Annotated in this window: 14 protein-coding genes; 8 read left to right on the top strand and 6 right to left on the bottom strand. The window is 51.9% G+C overall.

Features of this window, described 5'->3' with window-relative positions; translation table 11 throughout:
- Positions 1-325, top strand: a 325-nt coding sequence (locus JW814_01930) for a hypothetical protein (GenBank protein MBN2070189.1), incomplete at its 5' end; no start/stop codon positions are given.
- A gap of 706 nt (positions 326-1,031) precedes the next feature.
- Positions 1,032-3,224, top strand: coding sequence for a catalase/peroxidase HPI (katG, locus tag JW814_01925; GenBank protein ID MBN2070188.1), 2,193 nt, complete (start codon positions 1,032-1,034; stop codon positions 3,222-3,224).
- A gap of 112 nt (positions 3,225-3,336) precedes the next feature.
- Here the strand turns inward: katG and JW814_01920 are convergent, their stop codons facing one another.
- Together JW814_01920 and JW814_01915 are read right to left on the bottom strand one after the other, a co-directional pair.
- Positions 3,337-6,708, bottom strand: a complete 3,372-nt coding sequence (locus JW814_01920) for a hypothetical protein (protein ID MBN2070187.1) — start codon at positions 6,706-6,708, stop codon at positions 3,337-3,339.
- Positions 6,709-6,918: 210 nt separating this feature from the next.
- On the bottom strand, positions 6,919-7,671 hold the full coding sequence (locus JW814_01915) for a DUF2087 domain-containing protein (protein ID MBN2070186.1): 753 nt from the start codon (positions 7,669-7,671) through the stop codon (positions 6,919-6,921).
- A 332-nt stretch (positions 7,672-8,003) separates the two neighbouring features.
- Here JW814_01915 and JW814_01910 point away from each other — a divergent pair, with 332 nt between their 5' ends.
- Together JW814_01910 and JW814_01905 are read left to right on the top strand one after the other, a co-directional pair.
- The gene (locus JW814_01910) at positions 8,004-11,756 is read left to right on the top strand and encodes a CHAT domain-containing protein (GenBank protein MBN2070185.1); all 3,753 of its coding nucleotides are present in this window, start codon (positions 8,004-8,006) and stop codon (positions 11,754-11,756) included.
- A 256-nt stretch (positions 11,757-12,012) separates the two neighbouring features.
- Positions 12,013-14,490: a T9SS type A sorting domain-containing protein gene (locus JW814_01905; protein ID MBN2070184.1), complete on the top strand. Its 2,478-nt coding sequence runs from the start codon at positions 12,013-12,015 to the stop codon at positions 14,488-14,490.
- Positions 14,491-14,566: 76 nt separating this feature from the next.
- Here JW814_01905 and JW814_01900 read toward each other — a convergent pair whose 3' ends face one another.
- Positions 14,567-15,403, bottom strand: coding sequence for a hypothetical protein (locus JW814_01900; GenBank protein MBN2070183.1), 837 nt, complete (start codon positions 15,401-15,403; stop codon positions 14,567-14,569).
- Between the two features lie 208 nt (positions 15,404-15,611).
- On the opposite strand from JW814_01900, the gene JW814_01895 reads away from it, so the two are divergent.
- The 4 genes from JW814_01895 to JW814_01880 all read left to right on the top strand — a co-directional run bounded on the left by JW814_01895 (position 15,612) and on the right by JW814_01880 (position 19,721).
- Positions 15,612-16,781, top strand: a complete 1,170-nt coding sequence (locus JW814_01895) for an acyltransferase family protein (GenBank protein ID MBN2070182.1) — start codon at positions 15,612-15,614, stop codon at positions 16,779-16,781.
- 288 nt (positions 16,782-17,069) lie between these two features.
- Positions 17,070-18,398: a DEAD/DEAH box helicase gene (locus JW814_01890; protein MBN2070181.1), complete on the top strand. Its 1,329-nt coding sequence runs from the start codon at positions 17,070-17,072 to the stop codon at positions 18,396-18,398.
- 171 nt (positions 18,399-18,569) lie between these two features.
- On the top strand, positions 18,570-18,911 hold the full coding sequence (locus tag JW814_01885) for a hypothetical protein (protein MBN2070180.1): 342 nt from the start codon (positions 18,570-18,572) through the stop codon (positions 18,909-18,911).
- A gap of 84 nt (positions 18,912-18,995) precedes the next feature.
- Entirely contained in the window at positions 18,996-19,721 is a 726-nt protein-coding gene (locus JW814_01880; GenBank protein MBN2070179.1) for a DUF4197 domain-containing protein, read from the top strand.
- Between the two features lie 74 nt (positions 19,722-19,795).
- On the opposite strand, the gene JW814_01875 is transcribed toward JW814_01880, so the two are convergent.
- From JW814_01875 to JW814_01865, 3 genes are all read right to left on the bottom strand, one after another.
- Positions 19,796-20,080, bottom strand: a complete 285-nt coding sequence (locus JW814_01875; protein ID MBN2070178.1) for a hypothetical protein — start codon at positions 20,078-20,080, stop codon at positions 19,796-19,798.
- Positions 20,081-20,107: 27 nt separating this feature from the next.
- A complete protein-coding gene (locus JW814_01870) occupies positions 20,108-20,359 on the bottom strand; it encodes a T9SS type A sorting domain-containing protein (protein ID MBN2070177.1) in 252 nt (83 codons plus the stop codon).
- 453 nt (positions 20,360-20,812) lie between these two features.
- Entirely contained in the window at positions 20,813-22,444 is a 1,632-nt protein-coding gene (locus JW814_01865) for a DUF2271 domain-containing protein (protein MBN2070176.1), read from the bottom strand.
- Positions 22,445-22,648 lie beyond the last annotated feature (204 nt).

Genomic DNA, 22,648 nt, shown 5'->3' with positions numbered 1-22,648 from the left:
GCTCTATCCGAAAGCACCGGAGATTCGTATCGATGATGGATACCTCGATGTTCTCATCCTTGGCACGAAACCCTTTCGTGACTTTTCTCTTTACATTTTCGGAATACTGGCCGGCCGGTCCCCGGATATCCTCTCGCGTTTTATAAAGGTGCAGAGGCGCGTCACAATTCGGAGCAATGTCCCCCTGCAGGTGCAGGCCGACGGAGATATAATCGGGACGACCCCGCTTGATGTCGAGATTCTGCCCGGCGCGGTCACTGTTCTTGTGCCCGAGGAAGATGTGATCATCCCGGCACTGGATTCGGACCAGGAAACATCGGCATAGCCACGAGAACAGAGTCTATCCAGAACTCGTAAATGCAGGCCGGTGGCCCCCGGGGACTGTAAAAGTTAATTTCAAGTCTTATTCGATCCGACGAGCCAATTCTATATACAGGCAGTACTGATAGCGTCCACCATGGGGAGCCAATTCTATTGTGCAAGATCTTCGACAGACTGCCTGACTAAGATCATCCTGCTGAAGCATAGCGCTTAATATCCACACACATAAAAAGACCCGACCCTGAAGTCTCGTATCAATCCAGGGCCGGGTCACCAGTTATCCAGGCGTCGCACTGCTCTCGATCAGATCTGAATACATTGAGGTTTGCCAGGAGAATATCTATTTTAGTGGAAATATACTTCACATGTGATATGATCAATGACAAGTGGAAGCCTGTTTGTTCTCTGCAAGCATTTTATCCTGCTATTGATCATCAAAGTGAAACAACATAATTAATGCCTGCTGATTTTCAGGCGGCAATTTAAGGATTTCGATCTCTGAAAAGAGAGAGGTTTCTATAAGGGTTTTCTCTCTTGATATGATTATTGGCATAATTGACAAGCAGGAATGATTACTATAAAATAACGATTGTAAATAAACTTTTAAAGCCCCCGCGCTATAGAGAACAAACACAAGTGCTGGGAAAAAGGGTAGTCATAGAATGCATATCTGATAATTGCAGTGGTGAAATTAGAAAGGAGGGCGGAAGATGAAAGAAGAAAGCAAATGTCCGGTGACAGGGAAAATGAGCAAACCTGTTTCAGGGGGCGGGACCTCTAACCGTGACTGGTGGCCCAACCAGGTGAACCTGAGGATCCTTCATCAGCATTCCTCAAAGTCCAATCCGATGGGCGGGAAGTTCAACTATGCCGAAGAATTCAAGAAGCTCGATCTGGAGGCGGTGAAAAAAGATCTCTACGCTCTGATGACCGACTCGAAGGAGTGGTGGCCGGCCGACTATGGTCACTACGGGCCTCTCTTTGTCAGGATGGCGTGGCACAGCGCGGGTACCTACCGTATGGGGGATGGCCGCGGAGGCGCCGGTTCGGGATCACAGCGGCTGGCGCCGCTTAACAGCTGGCCCGATAACGTGAACCTCGACAAGGCTCGCCGTCTGCTCTGGCCGATAAAGCAGAAATACGGTAGCAGGATCTCATGGGCCGATCTGATGATACTAACCGGTAATTGCGCTTTGGAGTCAATGGGATTCAAGACATTCGGTTTCGCGGGCGGACGCGAGGATGTCTGGGAGCCGGAAGAAGACATTTACTGGGGATCTGAGGCAGAGTGGCTCGGTGACAAGCGCTATTCGGGCGAACGCGATCTCGAGAACCCTCTGGCTGCCGTTCAGATGGGATTGATATACGTGAACCCGGAAGGTCCGAACGGTAACCCTGATCCGGTCGCTTCGGGCCGCGACGTTCGGGAGACTTTCGCGCGTATGGCTATGAACGATGAAGAAACCGTGGCGCTCATTGCCGGGGGACACACTTTCGGTAAATGCCATGGTGCCGGCGACGCTGCGAATGTAGGCCCCGAACCCGAGGCTGCCCCTATAGAGCAACAGGGATTGGGGTGGAAGAGCAGCTTCGGCGGCGGCAAAGGGGGCGATACGATCAGCAGCGGGATCGAAGGTGCCTGGAAACCGAATCCGATAAAATGGGACATGGGGTATCTCAAAGTGCTCTTTAAATATGAGTGGGAACTTGTCAAGAGCCCGGCCGGGGCTAATCAGTGGCTGGCAAAGGATGTGGACGAAGAGGATATGGTGGTTGACGCGCATGACCCGTCGAAGAAACTTCGACCGATGATGACAACGGCCGATCTGTCGCTGCGCTTCGATCCGATCTACGAGCCGATCGCGCGGCGTTATCAGAAGAATCCCGAGGAGTTCGCCGATGCATTCGCAAGGGCCTGGTTCAAGCTGACTCACCGCGACATGGGACCGCGCTCGCGGTATCTCGGCCCCGAAGTTCCTGGCGAGGAACTGATCTGGCAGGATCCGCTGCCGGCAGTGGATCATAAGCTTATTGGAAAGAAAGATATCGCTGATCTGAAAAAGAGGATCCTCTCCTCGGGCCTTTCTGTCGCGCAGCTGGTATCGACGGCATGGGCGTCCGCGTCGACATTCCGGGGGTCCGACATGCGTGGTGGCGCGAACGGAGCTCGTATCCGTCTTGCTCCCCAGAAGGACTGGGAAGTCAACCAGCCGGCCCAGTTGAAAACTGTCCTGAAGACCCTCGAGGGTATCAGGAAGGAGTTCAACGACGCGCAATCGGGTGGTAAAAAGGTGTCTCTCGCCGATCTGATCGTCCTGGGCGGATGCGCTGGTGTCGAACAGGCGGCGAAGAATGCGGGATACGATCTTACGGTTCCCTTCACTCCGGGGCGCACCGACGCTTCGCGGGAGCAGACAGATGAGAAGTCATTCTGCGTTCTAGAGCCGATCGCTGATGGATTCCGCAATTATCTCAAGACAAAATATTCCGTATCGGAAGAGCATCTGCTGATCGACAGGGCGCAATTGTTGACGCTGACCGCCCCCGAGATGACGGTACTTCTGGGGGGTATGCGAGTCATGAACGCAAATTTCGGACAGTCTCCTCACGGCGTGTTCACGGAACGGCCGGAAGCCCTTACCAATGATTTCTTTGTGAACCTGCTTGACCTTAATACGGAATGGAATGCTACCTCGAAAGATGAAGATATTTACGAGGGGCGTGACCGTGCGACGGGTGAACAGAAATGGACGGCCACGCGGGTCGACCTGATCTTTGGCGCAAACTCGCAGCTGAGGGCGCTGGCAGAAGTCTATGCCTGCGAGGATTCATTGGAAAAGTTCCTTCACGACTTTGTCGAGGTCTGGGACAAGGTCATGAACCTCGATCGCTTCGACCTGTAGTCGAAGTTCGATCGGACCGCTTTGGTTGATCCGAAATGTCGGTGAAAAGCCCGGCGCCTGGCGCGCCGGGCTTTGTATTATGATTCTCTGTGAGCATCTATGTCTTGCCCGATCAGGGACAGGGGCCTGTATTCCCCGACAGGTAGGCAGTGCGTGCCCAGCCGAACGACAATAGCTGATCGCGAAGATCGGTGGCCAGGTCAGCGCAAAGGCTCGCGTTGTCGCGCACGTAGAGATCATAAGTGAGGCTCGCCAGAGCGTCGAGGCCGAGAGCAGTCAGCGAAGGGTTGTCATCGATCATCAGCAGACCGCCTATCGAAGCAACCAACGCCAGCCCGCCCAGGTCCGGTATAAGCGAGTTGCCGCGCACCCAGACTGACCCGCCGATCGAGGTAATACCCGCCAGCGGGTCCAGTGATGCCAGATTGTCGTTATTGGTGATGTCAAGATTGTTACCGATCTCTGTGAATCCGCTCAATACGTCTATATTTGAAAGGCTCGTATTGTTTGCCAGTATGAGATCGCCGCCGAGCGCGTCGCTGGCCGCCGCGAAACCGGCAAGTATAGAAAGGTCGGTCAGACCCTGGATGCCGCGGATATATATGTGACGGCCCACGTGGTTGAGCGCGTCGAAGCGGATAGTCGATATGACTCCGGTGTTGTCGAATGTGAAATCGCTACCGATGCTCACTACTGCGCGCATGTCGATGGTGGTGAGGTTGGTGTTGTTCTGGATGCGCAGGGCCCCCGTAATTGCCTGCAGGCTGGACAGATCGATGCTGGTCACTCCATTATAATTTATCCATACCGGACCGCCCACCGTATGGATGTTTCTAATACCGTCGGTGTTCCGCAATAATGAATTGTTCAAAACATACAGGTGATAAGCTGTGCTGCTGCCCAGCGTCGTAAGGCCTGCCAGACCGTCGAGATTGTCCAGAGTGTAGTTCCTGTCGATCTCGAGACTGGCGCCGACCGATGTCAGGGAGCCCAGGTTGTCGAGGTGATCGAGTTCGTGGTTATTCGCGATCACCAGGTTGTAGCCGATCGTGGCGAGGTCATCGAGCCCGAGCAGGTTGTCCAGAGAGATGTTGCTATCGATCACCAGGTTGCCTGAAATCGAAGTGATCCCGTCAAGCGCAGAAAGACTTATAAGATCAACATTGTCTTCGATTTCCAAACTGCCGTTGACCGCAGTCAGGTTGTCGAGTCCGGCCAGGTTCAGCAGGTTTGCGTTGTCACGGATGTGGATACCTTCGCCTACAGATTGCAGGTTGCCGAATGTCAGGCTGGTCAGAGAGGCGTTATCGTTATCCTCGATCGTGAGATAGCCGCCGACGGTTTCCAGGCTGGTAAAACCAAGATCGGGAAGGCTGGGGTTGCCGTTGAAGTCGACCGAGCCGATCTGGAGATAACTTTCGATAGAGACTACGCCATTCAGGGCGGCAAGGGAGTTGAGCGCCGGATTGTCGATGATCTTTACGAAACCGTCAAGAGCGGTCGAGGCTTCGATTCCCCCAAGATCCTCGAGCATGCTGTTTCGGAAGATTTCGATTTCGCCGGTGACGACAAGCGGTGTGGCTGCTGCCGAGCCGAATCCGAGTGTGGTGAGGGCCGCATTCTGGTTGACTTCGAGATCGCCGATATTTGCCAGCGCCGAAAGACCTGACAGGTCGACAAGTCCGGTGTTCGATTCGACTGACAACCTTCCGGTACTCTCCAGCGTCGGGATATCGATTGTGCTTAGACTCGGGTTGCCGCCGTAGTAATTTGAACCGACGAGGAGCGCGGGAGCCGAGATCAGTGACGTCAGATGGGCCAGGGTGGCAAGGAGCGGGTTGCCGTTGATCGAGATATATTCACCGACCGACGCGAGAGCGCCAAGTCCATCGAGGGAAGCGAGAAGGTCGTTGCCATTTATCTGGACTCCTCCGGTGACCGATGCCAGATTGTCGAGTCCTGTCAGGTTTGTAAGAGCGTCGTCGCCGGAAATCTCCAGACCGATGTCGTACTCGCCGATACCGAGAGCTGTGATCTGCTCGAGTCCCGCGAGGCTGGTGAGAACCGGATTGCGCTCGATCACCAGCGAGCCACCTATCGAGGTCAGGTTCGAGAGGCCGGAGATGCTGTTCAGGCTGGCGTTGTTTATCATCTCTACGAATGTTCCTATTGTGGTGAGTCCGGAAAGTCCGCCCAGGTTGACGAGCAGATCGTTACCGGTGATCTCGAGGCTTTCACCGACAGTGATTATACCGCCGAGCCCCGTGAGATTTGTCAACGCGTCATTGTTGTAGATCTCAAGCCTGCCTCCGACCGAAGTTAGCGATGAAAGCCCGCTAAGATCGATAAGAGCCATGTTGTTGTAGATCTGGAAGAAACCACCGACTGTCGTAAGACTTGTCAGTCCGTTTACATCGGTCAGATCGGAAATGATCTGCAGGTAGCCGGTTATCTCGGTGTACCCCGAGATGACTGCCATATCTTCGGCGTCGCGGATCGTGTAATTGCCGATCCATATAGCGGAATGATTGACGGTGACGGTGTAATCACGGGTGGACGCATCCTCTGCCACGACTGTGTATATGACCGGTGATGAGAAGTCGTTAGCGGTAACGCCGCTGACCTGGGTCGTCGGGCCGACAAGCACCGATTCGCCGGTGGTCGTGAAGCTGGCGACAAGGGCGCTCTCGTCTGTTCCGATCGGAATGGTGGCAGATATCGATGTTCCGACGATGGAGGCAACAATATCGCCTGACAATCCCGCGTTATCAGAAGCCAGGAAACTGAAAGAGGTTATCTCCCTGGCGCTCGAACTCTCGGTAATGGTGACGGTGTAGTCCTGTGTGGATGCGTCGGAGGCGACAACAGTATAAATGGCCGGTGAGGAGAAGTCGTTCGCTGTAGTGCCGCTGATCTGGGTCGTCGGACCTACACGCACCGAAGCGCCGGTGGTCGTGAAGCTCGCGACAAGCGCTGTGACATCGGTTCCCATCGGCACATATGCTGTAATCGACGATCCGGCGATCGAGGCGACAACATCACTGGCCAGAACAGCGTTGTCGGAAGCGAGGAACCCGAAGGTTGTCATCTCTTTGGCGCTCAAATCCTCTGCCACGGTGACGGTGTAATCCTGAGTTGATCCATCCTCTGCTACCACTGTATAAGTAACCGGGGAGGAGAAATCGTTGGATGTAGCGCCGCTGACCTGGACAATCTCGCTGACGCGCACTGATTCGCCGGTGGTGGTGAAGCTGGCGACAAGCTCGGTCACATCAGTTCCGGCCGGCACGGTAGCGTCAACCGATGTTCCGGTGATAGAGCCGACGATGTCGATAGCCAACGCGGCGTTCTCTGATGCGAGGAAGCTGAAAGCGGTGATCTCTTTGGTTGAAGCGGCCGGTCCTACGGGGTCCCCGCCAGAGCTGCAGCTTGAGAAAAGCGCCAACATCGAAATCAGCAGTATACAGTTGATTGATAACCTCATGGTTTTCTCCTGTCCCTGAAAATCCGGTTTCCGGAAAAATAAATGTTTGAGCATAGATCGCTGACAGGCGTTAGTATAAACAATATTGTTAAAAAATCCAAGCAGTAGAAGCGCGGGAATCATCGGGCTGGCCTATCTCCTCAGGCTATAACTATTTCAGCAGCGATTTGATTGCGTCTGTGACGTGGAATCGGTTTTTATCTCGCCACCCTACTCCACCCAATAATCAGATCCGTCTCGAGTCCGCCCAAGGAATCCATAGTCGACCATGTAACGGCATAGTGTTGTGTAATCATCCGATGCGGTCGCCAGTATCTCATTTACCTCACGCTGCGCGTAATGACGGGTCCTGTCGAATCGCTTCAGGATCTGAACCAGTACTGCAATCTTATGCTTCTGTTTCTTGGGGAAACGCGACAGCATGCCATCGGGTCCATCAGGGAAGTTTGCCTTGATGATCTTCCTGAATTCGGTTCTTGTGATTGCGAATCTCTCGCCGGCCGCGGACTTTTTGCCGGGAATCTCGATGAATTGGGAACCGGGGTTCTGGTCACCACTTTCCAGGAGTTCCATAAGTGCCAGAAACACCTTGGCCTGGCGGGCCTTTTCACGGAGAACAAAGCGGTGGTTGCGGATGGTGGAGAGGCTGACGCCGCCTGCCAGAGGCTGAATCTCCTTGTCGGACAAACCGTCATAGAAATGACGCAGCAGGGTTCGCTGTATCTCTGAAAGCCCCGTACTCTTCTTGCCCAGATCGAGCAGGGCATGAAATGTGGAGTGGTGTGCCGAAGCGATGTGGTTTTTCATGGCGAGTTCCGCTTCCACCAACTCCGGTCCGAGGGGATAGACATGTCCCTTTTTGATAGATTCGTCACAGAAGATGCAATCGAATGTCTTGTCGGTATTCATGTATCCGCCAATCATCTGCTCGACGGTCGTTGAATCGGGGATCCGGTGGCTCATGGCGCACCTCCTTTACCAGTATATTACTAAATAACGCACACAATGTCTAGATAAATATAGATAATATTATAAATAATCTAGTGTTTGTGGAAGATTGAAATTTTCGTGTCGTCTCACTTTTTCAAAAAAATCTTGTTGCTTGATTGGCGCATAATGATTTGATAGTGTTTATTTGTTCAACGAAACATTTAGCGGTTATACATCTGTGTTAAATTTCGCGCCTTTCTAATTGGAAGAATATTTCTGTCCGAAAAAATGGTGGTGGAATTGCCATTATCAGGAATTTTCGAATCGGGGGCATACGCCGAGTCACAACAAACGGGAGGTATTTCATGCGTCGATTTATGCTCATTTTTTTTCTGATCAATTTGACAGTAATGACCGGGTCAGATTCCGCGGACTGCTTTACGGCTGATAATCCACCGCGCGTATCAGGTGACTCCATATCTGTTCTCGAAGAAAGAATCGTAGGGTTTCGAAAAGAGGCAAATTATGGCGAGGCGTTAAAACTCGCAAAAGAGATTCTGTACATGAGACAAGAAGATAGCCAGTCGCGCGCTTTTGAGATCAAGGATATCGAAATACTTGTGAACACGCTTGAATTCATCATGGGTCTTTCGACAAAAGAAAAGCAGGAGCTGGCTGAAGCAAGTCTGATGGCAGAAACCATGGACAGTCTATATTCAGCTAATAAGTATGATGAAGCCACCGCTGTTGTTGAAAAACAGCTGGAGATTCAACGAAGGATTCTAGGCGAGGAACATGTAGAAGTGGCTCAAAGTCTAGATGACCTGTCGGGGTTGATAACATATGTCGGGGATTATGAACGGTCGGCAGGACTTAAGCGTGAAGTATTAAAGATTCGCCGTAGAATTCTCGGAAACGAACATCCGGAAGTGGCAAAAACCATTGTCAGCGTGGCAGGTTCATTACAGGCGAGTAATGATTACGCCGGGGCGGATTCGCTGTACACGGAAGCTCTGGAGATGCAGAAAAGAATATACGGCGAGGAGCATATGGATATTGCCAGAACGATTTATGAAATCGGTGGGTTGTTGAAGAAAAAGAAAGATTATGAGGGAGCTTTGTCGAAATACAGAACGTCCCTGGAAATGCAGAGAAAGATCCATGGCGATGATCATCTGGAAATCGCATCAAATCTGCATGCCATAGCCGGAATTCTTAATTACCAGGGAGATTACGCCGGTGCTGAACCACTTTACCGTGAAGCTTTGGCGATGAAGCGAAAGTTTCTTGGGGATGAACATCCCTTTGTGGCCGCGCTACTGAATGATCTGGGAGGCCTGTTCTGGCACAAGGGAGATTACACGACCACAGAATCATTTTTACGCGAGGCTCTCGCTATTCGTAAAAAATTAATGGGGAAAGACCATATAGCTATTGCTTACAGTCTCAACAATATTGGGCATGTGGTCATGGTTCAGGGTAATTACGCTGAAGCCAGGTTATTGACGCAAGAAGCGCTGGAGATTCTAAGGAAAAATTATGGTGATGAGCACGAAGATATAGCGTGGACTCTCAGCACGCTCGCGACTATTACAAGGCTTCAGGGCGACTATGAAGACGCGGTTCCGATTTTTCGTGAAGCTCTCGCGATGCAAAAAAATATATCAGGTGAAGAAAACTACGCGTACGCCGTGACGCTCAGTAATTTCGCCGGCTTGTTAAATAGTAAAGGAGATTATTTGGACGCGGAACCGCTTTTTAGAAAGTGCCTGGCCATTGATCAGAAATTATTGGGCAAGAATCACAAGGATGTCGCGACCGACCTGAATAATCTCGCGGCTCTGCTGGAAAATAAGGGAGACTATTCCGCTGCCGTGTCAATGTACCTGGAAGCTCTGGCGATATATCGGGAAACGGTGGGGGATACTCATCCCGAAGTAGCTAATTGTCTGGGCAATATGGCCCAATTGCACAAATCACAGGGATATTATACGACCGCGGAACAACTCTTTCGTGAAGCTCTGTCGATTTATCGCAGCACTTACGAAAATGGACATCCAAATATCGCGATAAGCTTAAGCAACCTGGCTGGAATATTGATGTTGCAAAAGGATTATATGGCTGCCGATTCACTGTACGGCGAAGCGATTTCGCACTGGAAGAAGATTGCGCGAGAAGATCACCCCGACTACGCGCAAATTCTGAAAAGCTACTCGAAGCTTCTTTATAAGCAGGGTAATAAACGGGAAGCTGAATCGCTGGTCATGCGGGTCACATCAATTCGTGAAAAACTTATGGGCAGGACACATCCCGACCTCGTTTCAGATTTTAACGATATTGCCCTGCTGAGGTGGGAAGAAGAAGATTATCAAAACGCGGAGAAATATTTTTCCAAATCAGCAGAAATATTCGAGGTGGCCAGGTTGAGAGCTGGAACTGGCTTTAACAGGGCGACTTTTCAAAGATCTCCTTATCCAGGTCTTGCCGCAATTCAACTTATGTCAGGCAAAGAAAACAAAGCTTGGCCAAAAGTAGAAATGCATCAGGGACGCATACTCTCCGAATTGTTGTTATCTTCAGATCAACGTGAATTAAAGAATGCCGAGATCGTCCAGGAAGATTCGCTTCAAAATGCTCTTGCCGCAATTGAAGGCGAGTTGAAAACATTTCGAAAGATGGCGTCAGCCGATACGACAGGGGAGATGCAGAAACGGGTCGATGAAACGCATGATAAACTTCTCGCGACAGAATTGGAATATAGCGTTCTTCAACAGGAAATGGCGAAACTCTATCCGGTTACCGAGGGGCGTTCGTTTTCACTTGAAAGGATTCAAAAGACCATTTCGAATGGAACCGCGCTTATAGGTTGGCTCGATGTAGCTGTTGAGGATGGCAAATACGCGTGTTGGGGTTATGTCATACGACACAAAGGGCCGGTGAAATGGGCTGGCATAGAATGCGCGTCCAAAAATGATGGAAGCGAATCTCCTTATGAATATTTTAAGGAGTTCAGAAGATCACTGTCTTCGCCTGAGTCTTCAACTGATTTCCGGATCAAAACACGTGAAATATGGGCTCAACGTATAGCACCGCTTGGTGAGTGGCTGAAGGATATTGATTGTCTCATAGTGATTCCATCCGGGTTGATGTTAGGCGTGCCTGTTGAGGCTCTTGAGGACGAAAAGGGAACGTTATTGGGCGATCGCTATGTGATATCATATATACCTTCGGCGACAATTTACTCGTGGCTGGCTGAAAGATCGGGAAAAAGCAGGAAAAGGGAATCGCGGCATGTACTGCTTGTCGGCGACCCTCCTTTCTCAGAAGCGCATGCAGCAGCGATGCAGATGGAAACAGGATTGGCTGGGAACTTCAATAGTATCAAGGAACCGGCACCGGAAATTGCTGTCTTGCGAGGCGCGGTTGCCGGTAACGGGGAAGCTCTTGCCGCTTTACCACGTCTTCCTGGTTCCAGGCAGGAGGTGATCGATATCGCGACAATAGCTCCAGAAGCAACGGTTCTTATTGGACCGGACGCGACAGAACAGGAGTTGGCGCAATTGGCGGACCTGGATTCGCTCAAGGAGTTCTCCACAATCCACATAGCGACTCATGCGCTGGTTGATGATGAATACCTTGAAAGATCGGCACTGGTACTTTCCCAGGTCAATTTGCCGGATCCGCTTGAAGCCGCGTTGACAGGATCGCGAATTTATGATGGTCTGGTCACTGCAAAGGAAATCATCCAGGATTGGAAATTGAAAGCCGACCTGGTGACATTGAGTGCCTGTGAAACGGGTCTTGGTAAAAGGGTTGGGGGAGAGGGGTATATAGGTTTGTCCCATGCTTTCTTTCGTGCGGGCGCAAGGAGTCTCATAGTCAGTTTGTGGAAAGTGGATGATCGGGCAACCGCGCTTCTTATGAGGCGTTTCTACGGCAACCTCTGGGAGGGTAATCTCAAAAAACATCATGGGCACGGAAAAAAATCAATGTCCAAAGCCGAGGCGCTTCAGGAAGCCAAGGAATGGCTAAGGAATTATAACGATCAGGTTCAAAACAGGCCATTTGATCATCCTTATTTCTGGTCGGCATTTGTTTTAATCGGCGAGTCGAATTAATCAGGTAATTGTTGTTGCGTTGATTGAATCGTTCCGGGACTGCCGGAACGGTCCAGTTGTTCCGGGCGATCCCGTGTCCGCTTTTTTCGTTGCCTTCTCCTTCCACACTGTGTTAGAATCATGCCATACTGGTAATCACAAGACATTCAGGGGAAGAGGGCGCCGCGTATCTCCGTTGCCCTCCCTCGACCCGATTCCTCTTCATTCATATAAAATCGATAGTAGCGAAGGAATGCCCATACAAGGAGGAATGGCTATGAGCGGGGGAATGCGGATCATGCTTGTCATGACTTTCTGTTCTATTGTCATCGCTGTGCCGTCGATCCGGGCCTCATGGGTGGAAGACGGGCTGCCGATCTGCACCGCTGCGGAGGATCAGATGAAACCGGTGATTATTTCCGACGGCGCGGATGGAGCGATTATCGCGTGGTATGATGGAAATATCGTTGCCCAGCGCTTGGACGACATGGGCAACATTCAATGGGCGCCGAACGGCGTCGTTCTCAGTGCTGCCGCAAACACTCAGATCGCTCCGACAATAGTCTCCGACGGCACTGGCGGAGCCATTGTCGCGTGGTTCGACTACCGTAGCGGTGGCTATGACATTTATGCCCAGCGGGTGGATGCTTCCGGAACCGTTCAATGGTTGGCAGATGGCGTTGCTATTTGCCAGGCGTCGCTGGATCAGAGGTATCCAAAAATTGCCTCCGATGGAGCCGGAGGGGCTGTCGTCACGTGGCATGACCGGCGCAGCGGGAATTTGGACATCTTTGCCCAGCGGGTGGATGCTTCGGGAACCGTTCAGTGGACAGCCGATGGGGAAGCCCTCTGCACGGCGGCGAACACTCAGGATTATCCCGAAATCGTATCTGATGAATCCGGTTGGTCGATTGTCACATGGGAGGATTACCGGAGCGGTGACTATGATATTTATGCCCAGCGGGTAAATTGTTTTGGGAGTACCATGTGGACAATTGATGGAGTCGCCCTCTGCGCGGCAGCGGAAGAGCAGTTTGGTCCAAGGATCGTATCGGACGGCGCGGCAGGCGCGATCGTGACGTGGTATGACTATCGCGACTGGGGCTGGGACATCTATGCTCAGCGGATCAATGCATCTGGTACTGTTCAATGGACGGCCGATGGCGTCGCGCTCGTCACGGAAACGCATAGCCAGGTCTATCCGGCAATCAGCTCCGATGGAGTCGGCGGCGCGATTGTCGCGTGGCAGGATCTGCGAAACGGGGACTATGATATCTATGCCCAGCGCCTGGATGCTTCGGGAGCAGTTCAATGGACGGCCAATGGCATCGCCATCTGCGCTGCAGCCGAAGAACAAAGATATCCGGTTATTATCTCCGATGGCGCCGGTGGAGCGATCATTGTTTGGCAGGATTTTCGTAACGGGGAATTTAATATTGACATATACGCCCAGCGCGTAGACTCGTCGGGCACTGTTCAGTGGGCGACAGATGGCGTCGCCATCTGCGCGGCACCGGCAGACCAGGATTCCCCAATGCTGGTCTCTTGTGGTCCTGGCGGAGCGATTGTGACGTGGCAGGATATGCGAAGCGGGGGTTATGATATTTATGCGCAGCTGGTTGATGGAGAAGGCCGAATCGGCAGCCCCGCTCCAAGCATAATATCCGTGCTGGATGTGCCTGGCGATCAGGGCGGATGGGTGAGGATCACGATCGATAAATCTCCAGGCGATGACGAACTGGAGTTTGAATATCCCGTCTCCATATATAACATCTGGCAGCGTATCGATGATCCGGAGCTGCTTGCTGTTTGCGATCTCGTGAGTGATGAGAAAGCGGCTGGTGCGGCGGTTGACAATTCACCGCCCGGACAATCGGTGGATGCGCCTGATGTTTCATGCTGGCCAATCAGGGAGGTTCACGGTCGATCGTTTATCGACTCGAGGGATTTCCTGGAAACTGGAGAACTTCCCGCAGGCACCTGGGAACTTCTCGGAAGTTTCGCCGCCTGCCAGCAGGATCAGTATATCTATCGGGCGAGCACGCTCGCCGATTCCACGGAGAGTGGAATTGCGTACTCGGTCTATATGGTGAGCGCGCACACGGTGATGCCCTCTGTATGGTACACGAGCATCCCCGATAGCGGTTACTCCGTTGACAATCTGCCGCCGGAACCTCCGGAGGGGCTTATGGCTGATCAAAGCGCCGCGCCGGAGGGTCTAAAGCTTACGTGGAATGTGAATGTGGAGAACGATCTTTCGCATTACGCGGTCTATCGCGGCTCAAGCGAGGATTTTGTTCCGGAGCCGGGGAACAAAATCGCCACGCCTGTCAACGCCGAATACTTCGATAGCGATTGGCACTGGAGCAGTAACTATTATTACAAGATCTCGGCCCTCGACGTTCATGGAAACGAGAGCGGGTTTGCGATCCTGAGACCCGATGATGTGACCGGGAGTGAAATACCGGGCGTGCCCGCGACTAATTATCTCGCTCAGAACTTCCCTAACCCGTTCAATCCCGTGACGCGGATCGAATACGGGCTCTCGGCTCCCGCGAATGTTTCGCTGAAGATATATGATGCGGCGGGGCGGCTTGTGCGGGAGCTCGTGGACGAAGGGCGAGCGGCGGCGCGGTACGCTGAGGTATGGGACGGCCGGGACGATGCCGGCCGGCAGGTGGCAAGCGGGATGTATTTCTATCGCATTGAGGCCGGTGAATTCACCGCAACAAAAAAGTTAGTTCTGTTGCGATAAAGAGCGGGCCGGCATAAGCGGCCAGCTGTATGGATCGATAATACGCTTTAGCTTTTTCCAGCTTTCCAGATCCTGATCACTCTCCCGTGATGGAACCGGAATCGCCATTGCCCTCGATGACATCAATGATGCGCTGGGCGAAGAGGGGAGCCACAGTCCGCGCGAAGGTGGAACTGGGATGGGAGTCTCCACTGCTCGCGCAGTACTGCTCGAGGAGAAAATTGCCGCCCTCTGTTTCCAATTCGAAGAAATCCCAGAGGAAGATATTGTCCCCCGGTTCGTCCCAATCTTCCTTGACCCATGTAAAAAACGCGCGGGCGAGCTGCCCTTCTTCCGTCGAACTCGCGCTTTCCGCCAGGGCGGCTCCGGTCCACAGGATAAACTGTGTCTCCGGGTACTGGCGGAGGCGGGTTTTCAGCGCGGCATACTGCAGCTGATAGTTTTCCATCCTCTTGCTTGAGGAACCGATATCAGGGCTGCCGGTATTGTCGTCCATTCCGCTTACAGGATAGCAGTGTTTGAAGACGACCACGTCGTAGCTGGATGTGTAGGATTCCAGCGTGGGGATCCCCTCTTCGTCTGCCTGGCCTCCGTCCTCGACCCAGAGATGCCAGTAATCGTATGGATAGTTCGCCCATGGATAGGGGCTGTTGGGATAGGCTTCTTCAGTGACGACATAGCTTCTGCCGTTCAGAGTGTTGTAGTCGTCGATGGCCGAGGCCACACCTCCGTTCCATATCACCCCACCGGTGCTGTGATGCAGGAAAATGACGCTCGCTTCATCCGGCGGTGGATCATCGCCGTTTGAGTCTGTCACCTTTTTGCTGTCGCTCGAGCAGGCCGGAAGCGCCATGAGGAAAAACGTGACAATAAACGATATCGCCACCCGGTCAAGGAATGATTTTTTAATCATTATATGTTCCCGCTTTCGTAAAGTTTTCAACCTGTAGCTTTCGTTCCATACGATTTTCAATCGTCGCACCATCTTCGATTTTATTCAATTGCTAATTTAACGTCCAGACGGTTATCCATGCTAAACCTTTTGTAATGACATTATTTACGCGCCTGATATATTATTCCTTCATCTTTGCAATTTAACATCGGTTTGCGAAAGGGTCTGGATGGAAAATACAGCGTCACGGCTGCCGCAGAGATTTCACGATCTCGACTGGGTAAGAGTTATCGTGACGATCAACCTTGTTCCCTTCCACGTTGCCTGGATGATCACCAGCGTGAACGGGTTTTCCTTTGTCATGAAGGGGACCATCACATGGAGGATCCTTCATGTGTATCTGAACTTCATAAGCCCCCTTCATATGTTCATGCTGTTTATAGTGGCTGGCAGCAGTGTTTTTATCTCATTGGAGCGCCGTTCGCCGCGCCGGTTTATCATCGAACGCGTCAAACGGCTGCTCGTCCCTCTTTTTACTTTTATGATATTTCTGTTTCCTCTCCTTGGTTATTTCTGGCCTTCCGATCTGGCGACAAGTGAATTTAATTACTTCACGCAGTTCTGGCCGTGGTGCCTGATGACCACCTTTTACTCGGAAATCACAGGGGGGCCGAACTGGGCCCATATGTGGTTTGTGGCCTACCTCTTTATTTTCTCGATAATATTGCTGCCTCTTTTTATTCGGATCCGCGCGACGGGGAGAGCACGGCTGGAAGCTGTGACGGGATTTTTCACCGATCGAAAGGGCGCGATATTTCTGGCTGGTATCCCGATAGCAATGATTTTCGCGGGACTTTCTCCGGTCTGGCCCTTTTTCCGGAATAATCTTTATTCTGACTGGGGGTATTTTACCTATAACATGGCAGCTTTTATTTTCGGATTTATTATCGCGGGTGATCACAAGTGGGCTGATGCGATAAAAAGACACACTGTGATATCGATCTTCCTCGGGGTGGCGTTGTCAGCAGCAAAGCTGTTTATGGAGAATAAAGCCGGCTCGTTTTCCACGCCGGCATATACTCCGCGGTACGTTCTTTTCTCGCTGGTGGCTGGCTTTAACACCTGGGCCTGGGCGATCGCGATCCTGGGCCTGGCCAGCAGGACGCTGACCTTTGAAAACAGGTTCCTCAGATATTTCAGCAGAATATCTTATCCCTTTTACATCTTCCACCTTGTTGTCATCTCGGTCGCCGGGCATTTCGTTAAGAATATGATGCTTGGTATAGTATGGGAATTTTTACTTATCTGCCTCGTGACGTTTGCCTGTTGCATTATCAGCTGTGATCTGGTGAAACGGACTCGTGCCACCCGGTTTCTCTTCGGGATAAAAGGGAGGTAAAAGCGGATCGAAAGGGAGCGCCGGATTGTTTCCCACGCATCTTTCGTAGCAATTCTTTCGTTATCCTGGACTCCTTCGACCAGCCGGTTTATCCGATTCCCCTTGCGCCCCACGCGGAGTTACCGTATTTTTACTGCAGAAGCGCGGCCCAGCGGTATTCCAGCCGGGCCAGGGCGTTGACGCAGCCGCAAGTGGCGGCTGATACAATTTGCCGCTATAGTTTTGCGGTCTTTTCTTTTCCTCGCGTCCGGCAGGTAGAGATTTGAACCATGCCGGACCAGGAAAAAGATGATTGAAGATTCGAAGGCGCGGAACGCGCACACCAGTAAATCCACCAGTCAACCCAAGTTCGATCAGGGAATATTCAGCACGCTGATCCCTGAGCTTCAACGCTCGGTGGCCGCGCAGGGGTATCATACTCCGACTCCGATCCAGGAAGAGTGCATTCCGCACCTTCTCGCCGGGAGAGACCTGCTGGGAAGCGCGCAGACCGGCACCGGCAAGACGGCAGCTTTTACGCTGCCACTCCTGCAGCGTCTGGCGGGAAATCCCGCCCCACTGGCCAAGGGGACCCCAAGAGCCCTGATCCTTGCCCCGACCCGGGAACTCGCCGCGCAGATCAGGGACAGCATCGAGACATACGGACGATTTCTCCGGCTGAAGCAGACGGTGATCTTCGGCGGAGTGAACCAGTTTCACCAGGTCAAGGCTCTCTACCGCGGAGTAGATATACTCGTGGCGACTCCAGGCAGGCTTCTTGACCTTATCAGGCAGAAAATAATCCACCTGGACAGGGTGGAGGTATTTATCCTCGATGAAGGGGACCGGATGCTTGATATGGGGTTTATTCCCGATATCAGGCAGATCCTGTCATACCTTCCGTCCGAGAGGCAGACACTTTTCTTCTCTGCCACTATGGCTCCAAAGATGGTCGCGCTGGCCAATACCATGGTCAAAAACCCGGTGCGCGTGAGCATTGCTCCGGATAAACCGACAGTCGAGCGTATCGTTCAGAAAGTACTGTTCGTCGGGAAAAAGAACAAAGATGCCCTGCTTGTATCCCTGCTGCAGGGCGATCAGATAAGCAAAGCGATAATATTTACGCAGATGAAGCATGCCGCAAACAGGGTGATGAGAAAGCTCTACAACGCGGGGATCCGAAGCGACGCGATCCATGGCAACAAGAGCCAGTCGGCGCGTACCAGGACTCTGGACAGGTTCAAGCGGGACCGTTTCCGCGTCCTTGTCGCTACCGATGTCGCCGCGAGAGGTCTCGACGTGGACGATATTACTCACGTGATCAATTACGACCTTCCAATGGAAGCAGAAACATATATTCATCGTATAGGGCGCACGGCCAGGGCTGGAGCGGGGGGCAACGCGATTTCGTTCTGCACTGCCGAAGACAGGGGATATCTGCGCGAAATTGAGAACCTGCTCGGAAAACCGGTCCCTGCCGAAACAGATCATGATTATCACTGCGACCTCGCCTTCCGGTCAAGCCAGGGCACTGTCAAAAAATTCGGCCGGAGCAGTGGCAGGCGCTGGCAGAGTGGCCGTGGCCGTGGCAGATTGACTCGAGGCGGAAGCGGAAAGACCAGCCAGAGCGGACGCTGAGCGAAACAGCCTGAAAGATATGTCAGCCGGATCATTCACTTCAGTAAAGTCTTCGTATCATCGAAAAGACGGTAAAACCGGTTGATTTTATCGGCAGAGGGGTTTATAAGATCAGTTGACGGGCATTTTGAGGGAAAAATGTCCGGAGAGGCGAATCTTCAGGGGGTCGAAATGAAATGCATGGAAAATCTGCTGGATGCTCTGGCAGATTGCGGGGAGGCAGCCCTGTTTTACAGGGGCCAGCACGTTATCCGGGCAAACAGGCTTTTAGCCGCGCTGTTCGAGAGGGAACAGGATGAGTTCGATGATCTGCCTGTAGTCGATCTATGTCACGAAGACTCGATGGAAATGATCCTCGACTTTATAAAAAGAAGAGCATTCGGCGACCTCAATCTCCCAACGACGTACAGGGCTTATTTTATCACGGCGAGTAATTCGAAACTCGAACTTCAGATCACAGTCATAAAGACGACGAATACCGAAGGAGCGTACCTGGCAATTTTCCAGAAGTAGCGAAACATCTTGCCGAGCGTTCATTACGGGTCATATACTCCAATCGTTTGATTCAATAAGATATCGGAAGGGAACGCCATGGATATGTTAAAACGCTCTTGCCTGATAATGATTCTGATATTCTCTCTATCCATTACAAGCTGCAAGGTCCTGCAGGAAGACCTTGGCGCGATTCTCGGTACTGGGTCGGGCGATGACGGGGCTCTCGACGAAACGACTGTTATTGCGGGCATCAAGGAAGCTCTAAGGGTGGGTTCGGGCAATGCCGTTCTTTCCACATCAAAAGTCGACGGATTCCTCGACAATCAGTTGATCAGGATCGTGCTGCCGGAACAGTTCGAATCGATGGCCTCGACCCTTCGTACGATCGGATTTGGCAGCCAGGTCGATGAACTTGAGCGGGGGATGAACAGGGCCGCTGAGCTGGCCGCCGGTGAGGCGAGGGACGTCTTCTGGACGGCGATAACGAGCATGACTGTCGCTGATGCCTTCGAAATACTAAGGGGGCATGATACCGCGGCGACGGAATATTTCAGGGGCAGGACCAGCGAAGAGCTTAAGAAGAGATTCCATCCGATCGTTACGAAAAAAATCGAGGAAATAGGACTCTCCAGGTTGTATGGCAATATCTCCGACACGTACAACAGCCTGCCGATAGCTGATGAAAACCGGCTGGTCGATCTGGACGAATACGTCACTGACAAAGCGCTCTCGGGGCTTTTCACCGTTCTTGCCACCGAAGAGGTAAAGATAAGGAAGGATCCGGTCGCTCGTACTACAGACCTTCTGCGGCGTGTCTTCGGGAGCTGACCTTTACGGGGATCTATTGACCGCCCAGTGATTCAGCGACAAAACGCTCGATCTCGATCTTCTCTCGTCCCGTTTTACTTTCGGGCATCGACAACTCCGCCGAGTTGAAGGATATCCACTTTTTGCTGATGTTGTCCCTTGTATATCTCGTCGATCGCGACGGTCACCCTGGTGAATACCTTCGAATGATTTTCATTCCAGAACGATTCGATCCTCTCCACTTTGCCCCTGACGACTTTTTCAGCCTGTGTCCCCATCTGCGAGGGGCTGAGCAGGTCGATCTCGGTCGCGATGAGGTACGAGCACATAAGCAAGCCGATCAGCAATGAAACGGCGACCGGTCTGATCTGTTTGTTCATTATGGTTGAACCTTATATAACATCGGATTATTTTAATTTATTTATTTCTCGCAGCAATACCATCTTGCGCGTTTTCTCGTATTTTCCCGCTTTTATCCGGTAAAAATATACTCCGCTGGCTACCCTGTTGCCGTTGGTCTTTGTCCCGTCCCATAGCACTTCATAGTGATCCGCCGCCAGGCGCCGGTCAATCAGTTTTTTGACCCTGCGGCCGGCGACATCGTATATGACCAGATCGACATGACTGGTCTCGGGGATTGTGAACCTTATTCTTGTCACCCTCTCCCGAAGCCCTCGATATTGAATCTGCCTTTATAATAAAATCTTCAACAGGATCCTGCGCGCCCGCCGCCGGGGCGGTCAGCAGTATGAGGATGACCATGATAGAAAAAAGAGGTGCGCGTTTCATCTTTAGACCGGATCTTTTTTCTACTGAAAAGAATGTCATATTCCCTCCAGCCAGATCGAATGTTCTCTGTCCGATTGACAGGCTTTCAGGGGTAAAGAAACCCCGTCTGATTGAATCAGTTTCTCGAAGGTGTACGATTTAGATCTGTAAGTTTATTAACGCTCTCAAGAAGTGTAACATAAATCAGACAGATTTTCAATTGGAAAAACAGGTATATCCCACTATGTGACCGGCGCGATGGTATCGCTGGCCGGAGAGGGGTGATCAGCCGCAACATAAAGTATTAAAACGGTATAGAAGTTCAAGCTGTCAGGCGATACGCGCTAGTCTTTAAGGAATCTGGTCTCAAGATAGGGGATGAAGTCGCCCTCTTCGACCACTTTCCTGTCGTCTTTCCCGCCGATTGAGATCTCCGTCCTTACCATCTGATATTTCATGCTTGGCCAGTATGACACTTCGACATTTACTATATAATCGCCTTTTTTAATCTTTTTCCCCTCGAGGTCTTTCAGGTCCCAGATATAGAGATGATGGCCGATATCTATGCTCGCGCTCGTAACGGCGTCGGTATCCTTGAACTCTGACGTAGCGGCCCAGATCGGGAGCACGACCTGTTTTTCTTTTACATATCCGCTGAATCCGGAAACATAAACAGTGCTTATATAGCGGCCTTCTTCATCCTCGATCCAGACTGCGGTCTGGGGCGCGAGTTCATCCCTGAATCCGAGGACGAAATCGATGACAAGGCAGGGTTTTTCGCATTTTTCCTCATCCAGCCTTTTGATCTCGGGACGTTCCGACTTGTAGACCGTCCGCGCCGCCTCCGATTCCGAATGCCTGACGGCCACATCGATCCAGTAGCTCATCCCTTTTTTCTGATAGGCGTAGCCGAGCATATATTTCGCCTCGGCTTTCAGTGAGTCCGGCGCTTCACTATTGAGCACCATATCGAGATCGACTATAGATTGTTCGAGCTTGCCTGCAAAGAATGGAAAGTAGACTCCCAGCGAACCTCGCATGAATCTCAGTTCCATATCGCCGGGGGCAAGTTCCACCGCTCTGTCGAGCGCTTTAAGCGAAGCGAAAACGAGGTTTGTCCTGAGATCCGTGTTCGTGGCGATCCGGTCGTCATAACCGACTTCTCCCAGCTTCGCGATCGACAGGCCGAGCCATTTGTAGGCGAAGGCGCTCTGCGGGTTCACCTCGACAGCCTTTTCGAAGAGTTCCCTCGCTTTTTGAAATTCTCCCATATCGAAGGCTTTTTTGCCTTTCGATTCAAGGGCGCTGGAGTCGCCGGCCGGTTTATCCGACCCTGCCGCGGCCTTCGCTTTGACCGGTTCAGCGGCGCCACCGGCGGGGATATCCAGATTTTTGATATTCTCTTCAGCCTTTGCCGCCTGATCCGATCCGGGGGCAAGCCTGATTATATTTTTCCACGCCGCCGCGGCCTTATTCCCCGCTTTTTTCTTTGAGTATCCTTCTCCGAGCAGGTTCCAGGCGAGGATCTGGCTTTCAACCGGCAAAGCCCCGGGAAACTTACCGATTATATCAGTTGTCATCTCGAGGTCGGTGATCCCGCCGTCGAGCTTGCCGAGGAACTCCGGCACCTTGACCGACATAAGCCCCCTGAACAGAAGGGCGACCGGATTGGCAGGATCAAGTGAAACCGCCTTGTCGAGAAGTTCAAAGGATTTGGCGCTTAAAAGGCCCGCTTCCGAGAAATTTGCGGCCTGTCCCGCTTTCATCCCGGTGTAGAGCCCTGAATAGGCATAGAGGTCTGAGTTGCCTGGAAATTCGGCATGTCCTCTCTCAAGAAGAGCAAGCGCTTCATCGAATTGTCCTGTTTTCTGCAGTTCCTTTGCTTTGCTGATATATTCATCGACCGATTCCGCGAGGAGCGCGTTCGATATAAATGCGAAAACCATCAACAACGCGGCGATAGAGATCTTTTTCATCCCGGATCCTTTCTGAAATATAATTGAAATATCAGATTGCCTGATTCTACATCACAGATACGATTTCTGGCAAAGGAAGTTTCATGACCGGGTCTCCACATTTTTATCGGGATTTTTTCACCGGACAGGCATATAACTGGTGGACCATCAAGAATATCACGAAAGTGACCCTGGATCGCGGGGTTCCTGTTTACGTGCATCGGA

The sequence above is a fragment of the Candidatus Krumholzibacteriota bacterium genome, from assembly GCA_016932415.1.
GTDB lineage: Bacteria > Krumholzibacteriota > Krumholzibacteriia > Krumholzibacteriales > Krumholzibacteriaceae > Krumholzibacterium.
This window is presented reverse-complemented; position numbering and strand designations above follow the sequence as displayed.

Coding starts and splice junctions, on each gene's coding strand:
- katG (MBN2070188.1), top strand. CDS start 1,032: ATGAAAGAAGAAAGCAAATGTCCGGTGACAGGGAAAATGAGCAAACCT.
- JW814_01920 (MBN2070187.1), bottom strand. CDS start 6,708: ATGAGGTTATCAATCAACTGTATACTGCTGATTTCGATGTTGGCGCTT.
- JW814_01915 (MBN2070186.1), bottom strand. CDS start 7,671: ATGAGCCACCGGATCCCCGATTCAACGACCGTCGAGCAGATGATTGGC.
- JW814_01910 (MBN2070185.1), top strand. CDS start 8,004: ATGCGTCGATTTATGCTCATTTTTTTTCTGATCAATTTGACAGTAATG.
- JW814_01905 (MBN2070184.1), top strand. CDS start 12,013: ATGAGCGGGGGAATGCGGATCATGCTTGTCATGACTTTCTGTTCTATT.
- JW814_01900 (MBN2070183.1), bottom strand. CDS start 15,403: ATGATTAAAAAATCATTCCTTGACCGGGTGGCGATATCGTTTATTGTC.
- JW814_01895 (MBN2070182.1), top strand. CDS start 15,612: ATGGAAAATACAGCGTCACGGCTGCCGCAGAGATTTCACGATCTCGAC.
- JW814_01890 (MBN2070181.1), top strand. CDS start 17,070: ATGATTGAAGATTCGAAGGCGCGGAACGCGCACACCAGTAAATCCACC.
- JW814_01885 (MBN2070180.1), top strand. CDS start 18,570: ATGAAATGCATGGAAAATCTGCTGGATGCTCTGGCAGATTGCGGGGAG.
- JW814_01880 (MBN2070179.1), top strand. CDS start 18,996: ATGTTAAAACGCTCTTGCCTGATAATGATTCTGATATTCTCTCTATCC.
- JW814_01875 (MBN2070178.1), bottom strand. CDS start 20,080: ATGAACAAACAGATCAGACCGGTCGCCGTTTCATTGCTGATCGGCTTG.
- JW814_01865 (MBN2070176.1), bottom strand. CDS start 22,444: ATGAAAAAGATCTCTATCGCCGCGTTGTTGATGGTTTTCGCATTTATA.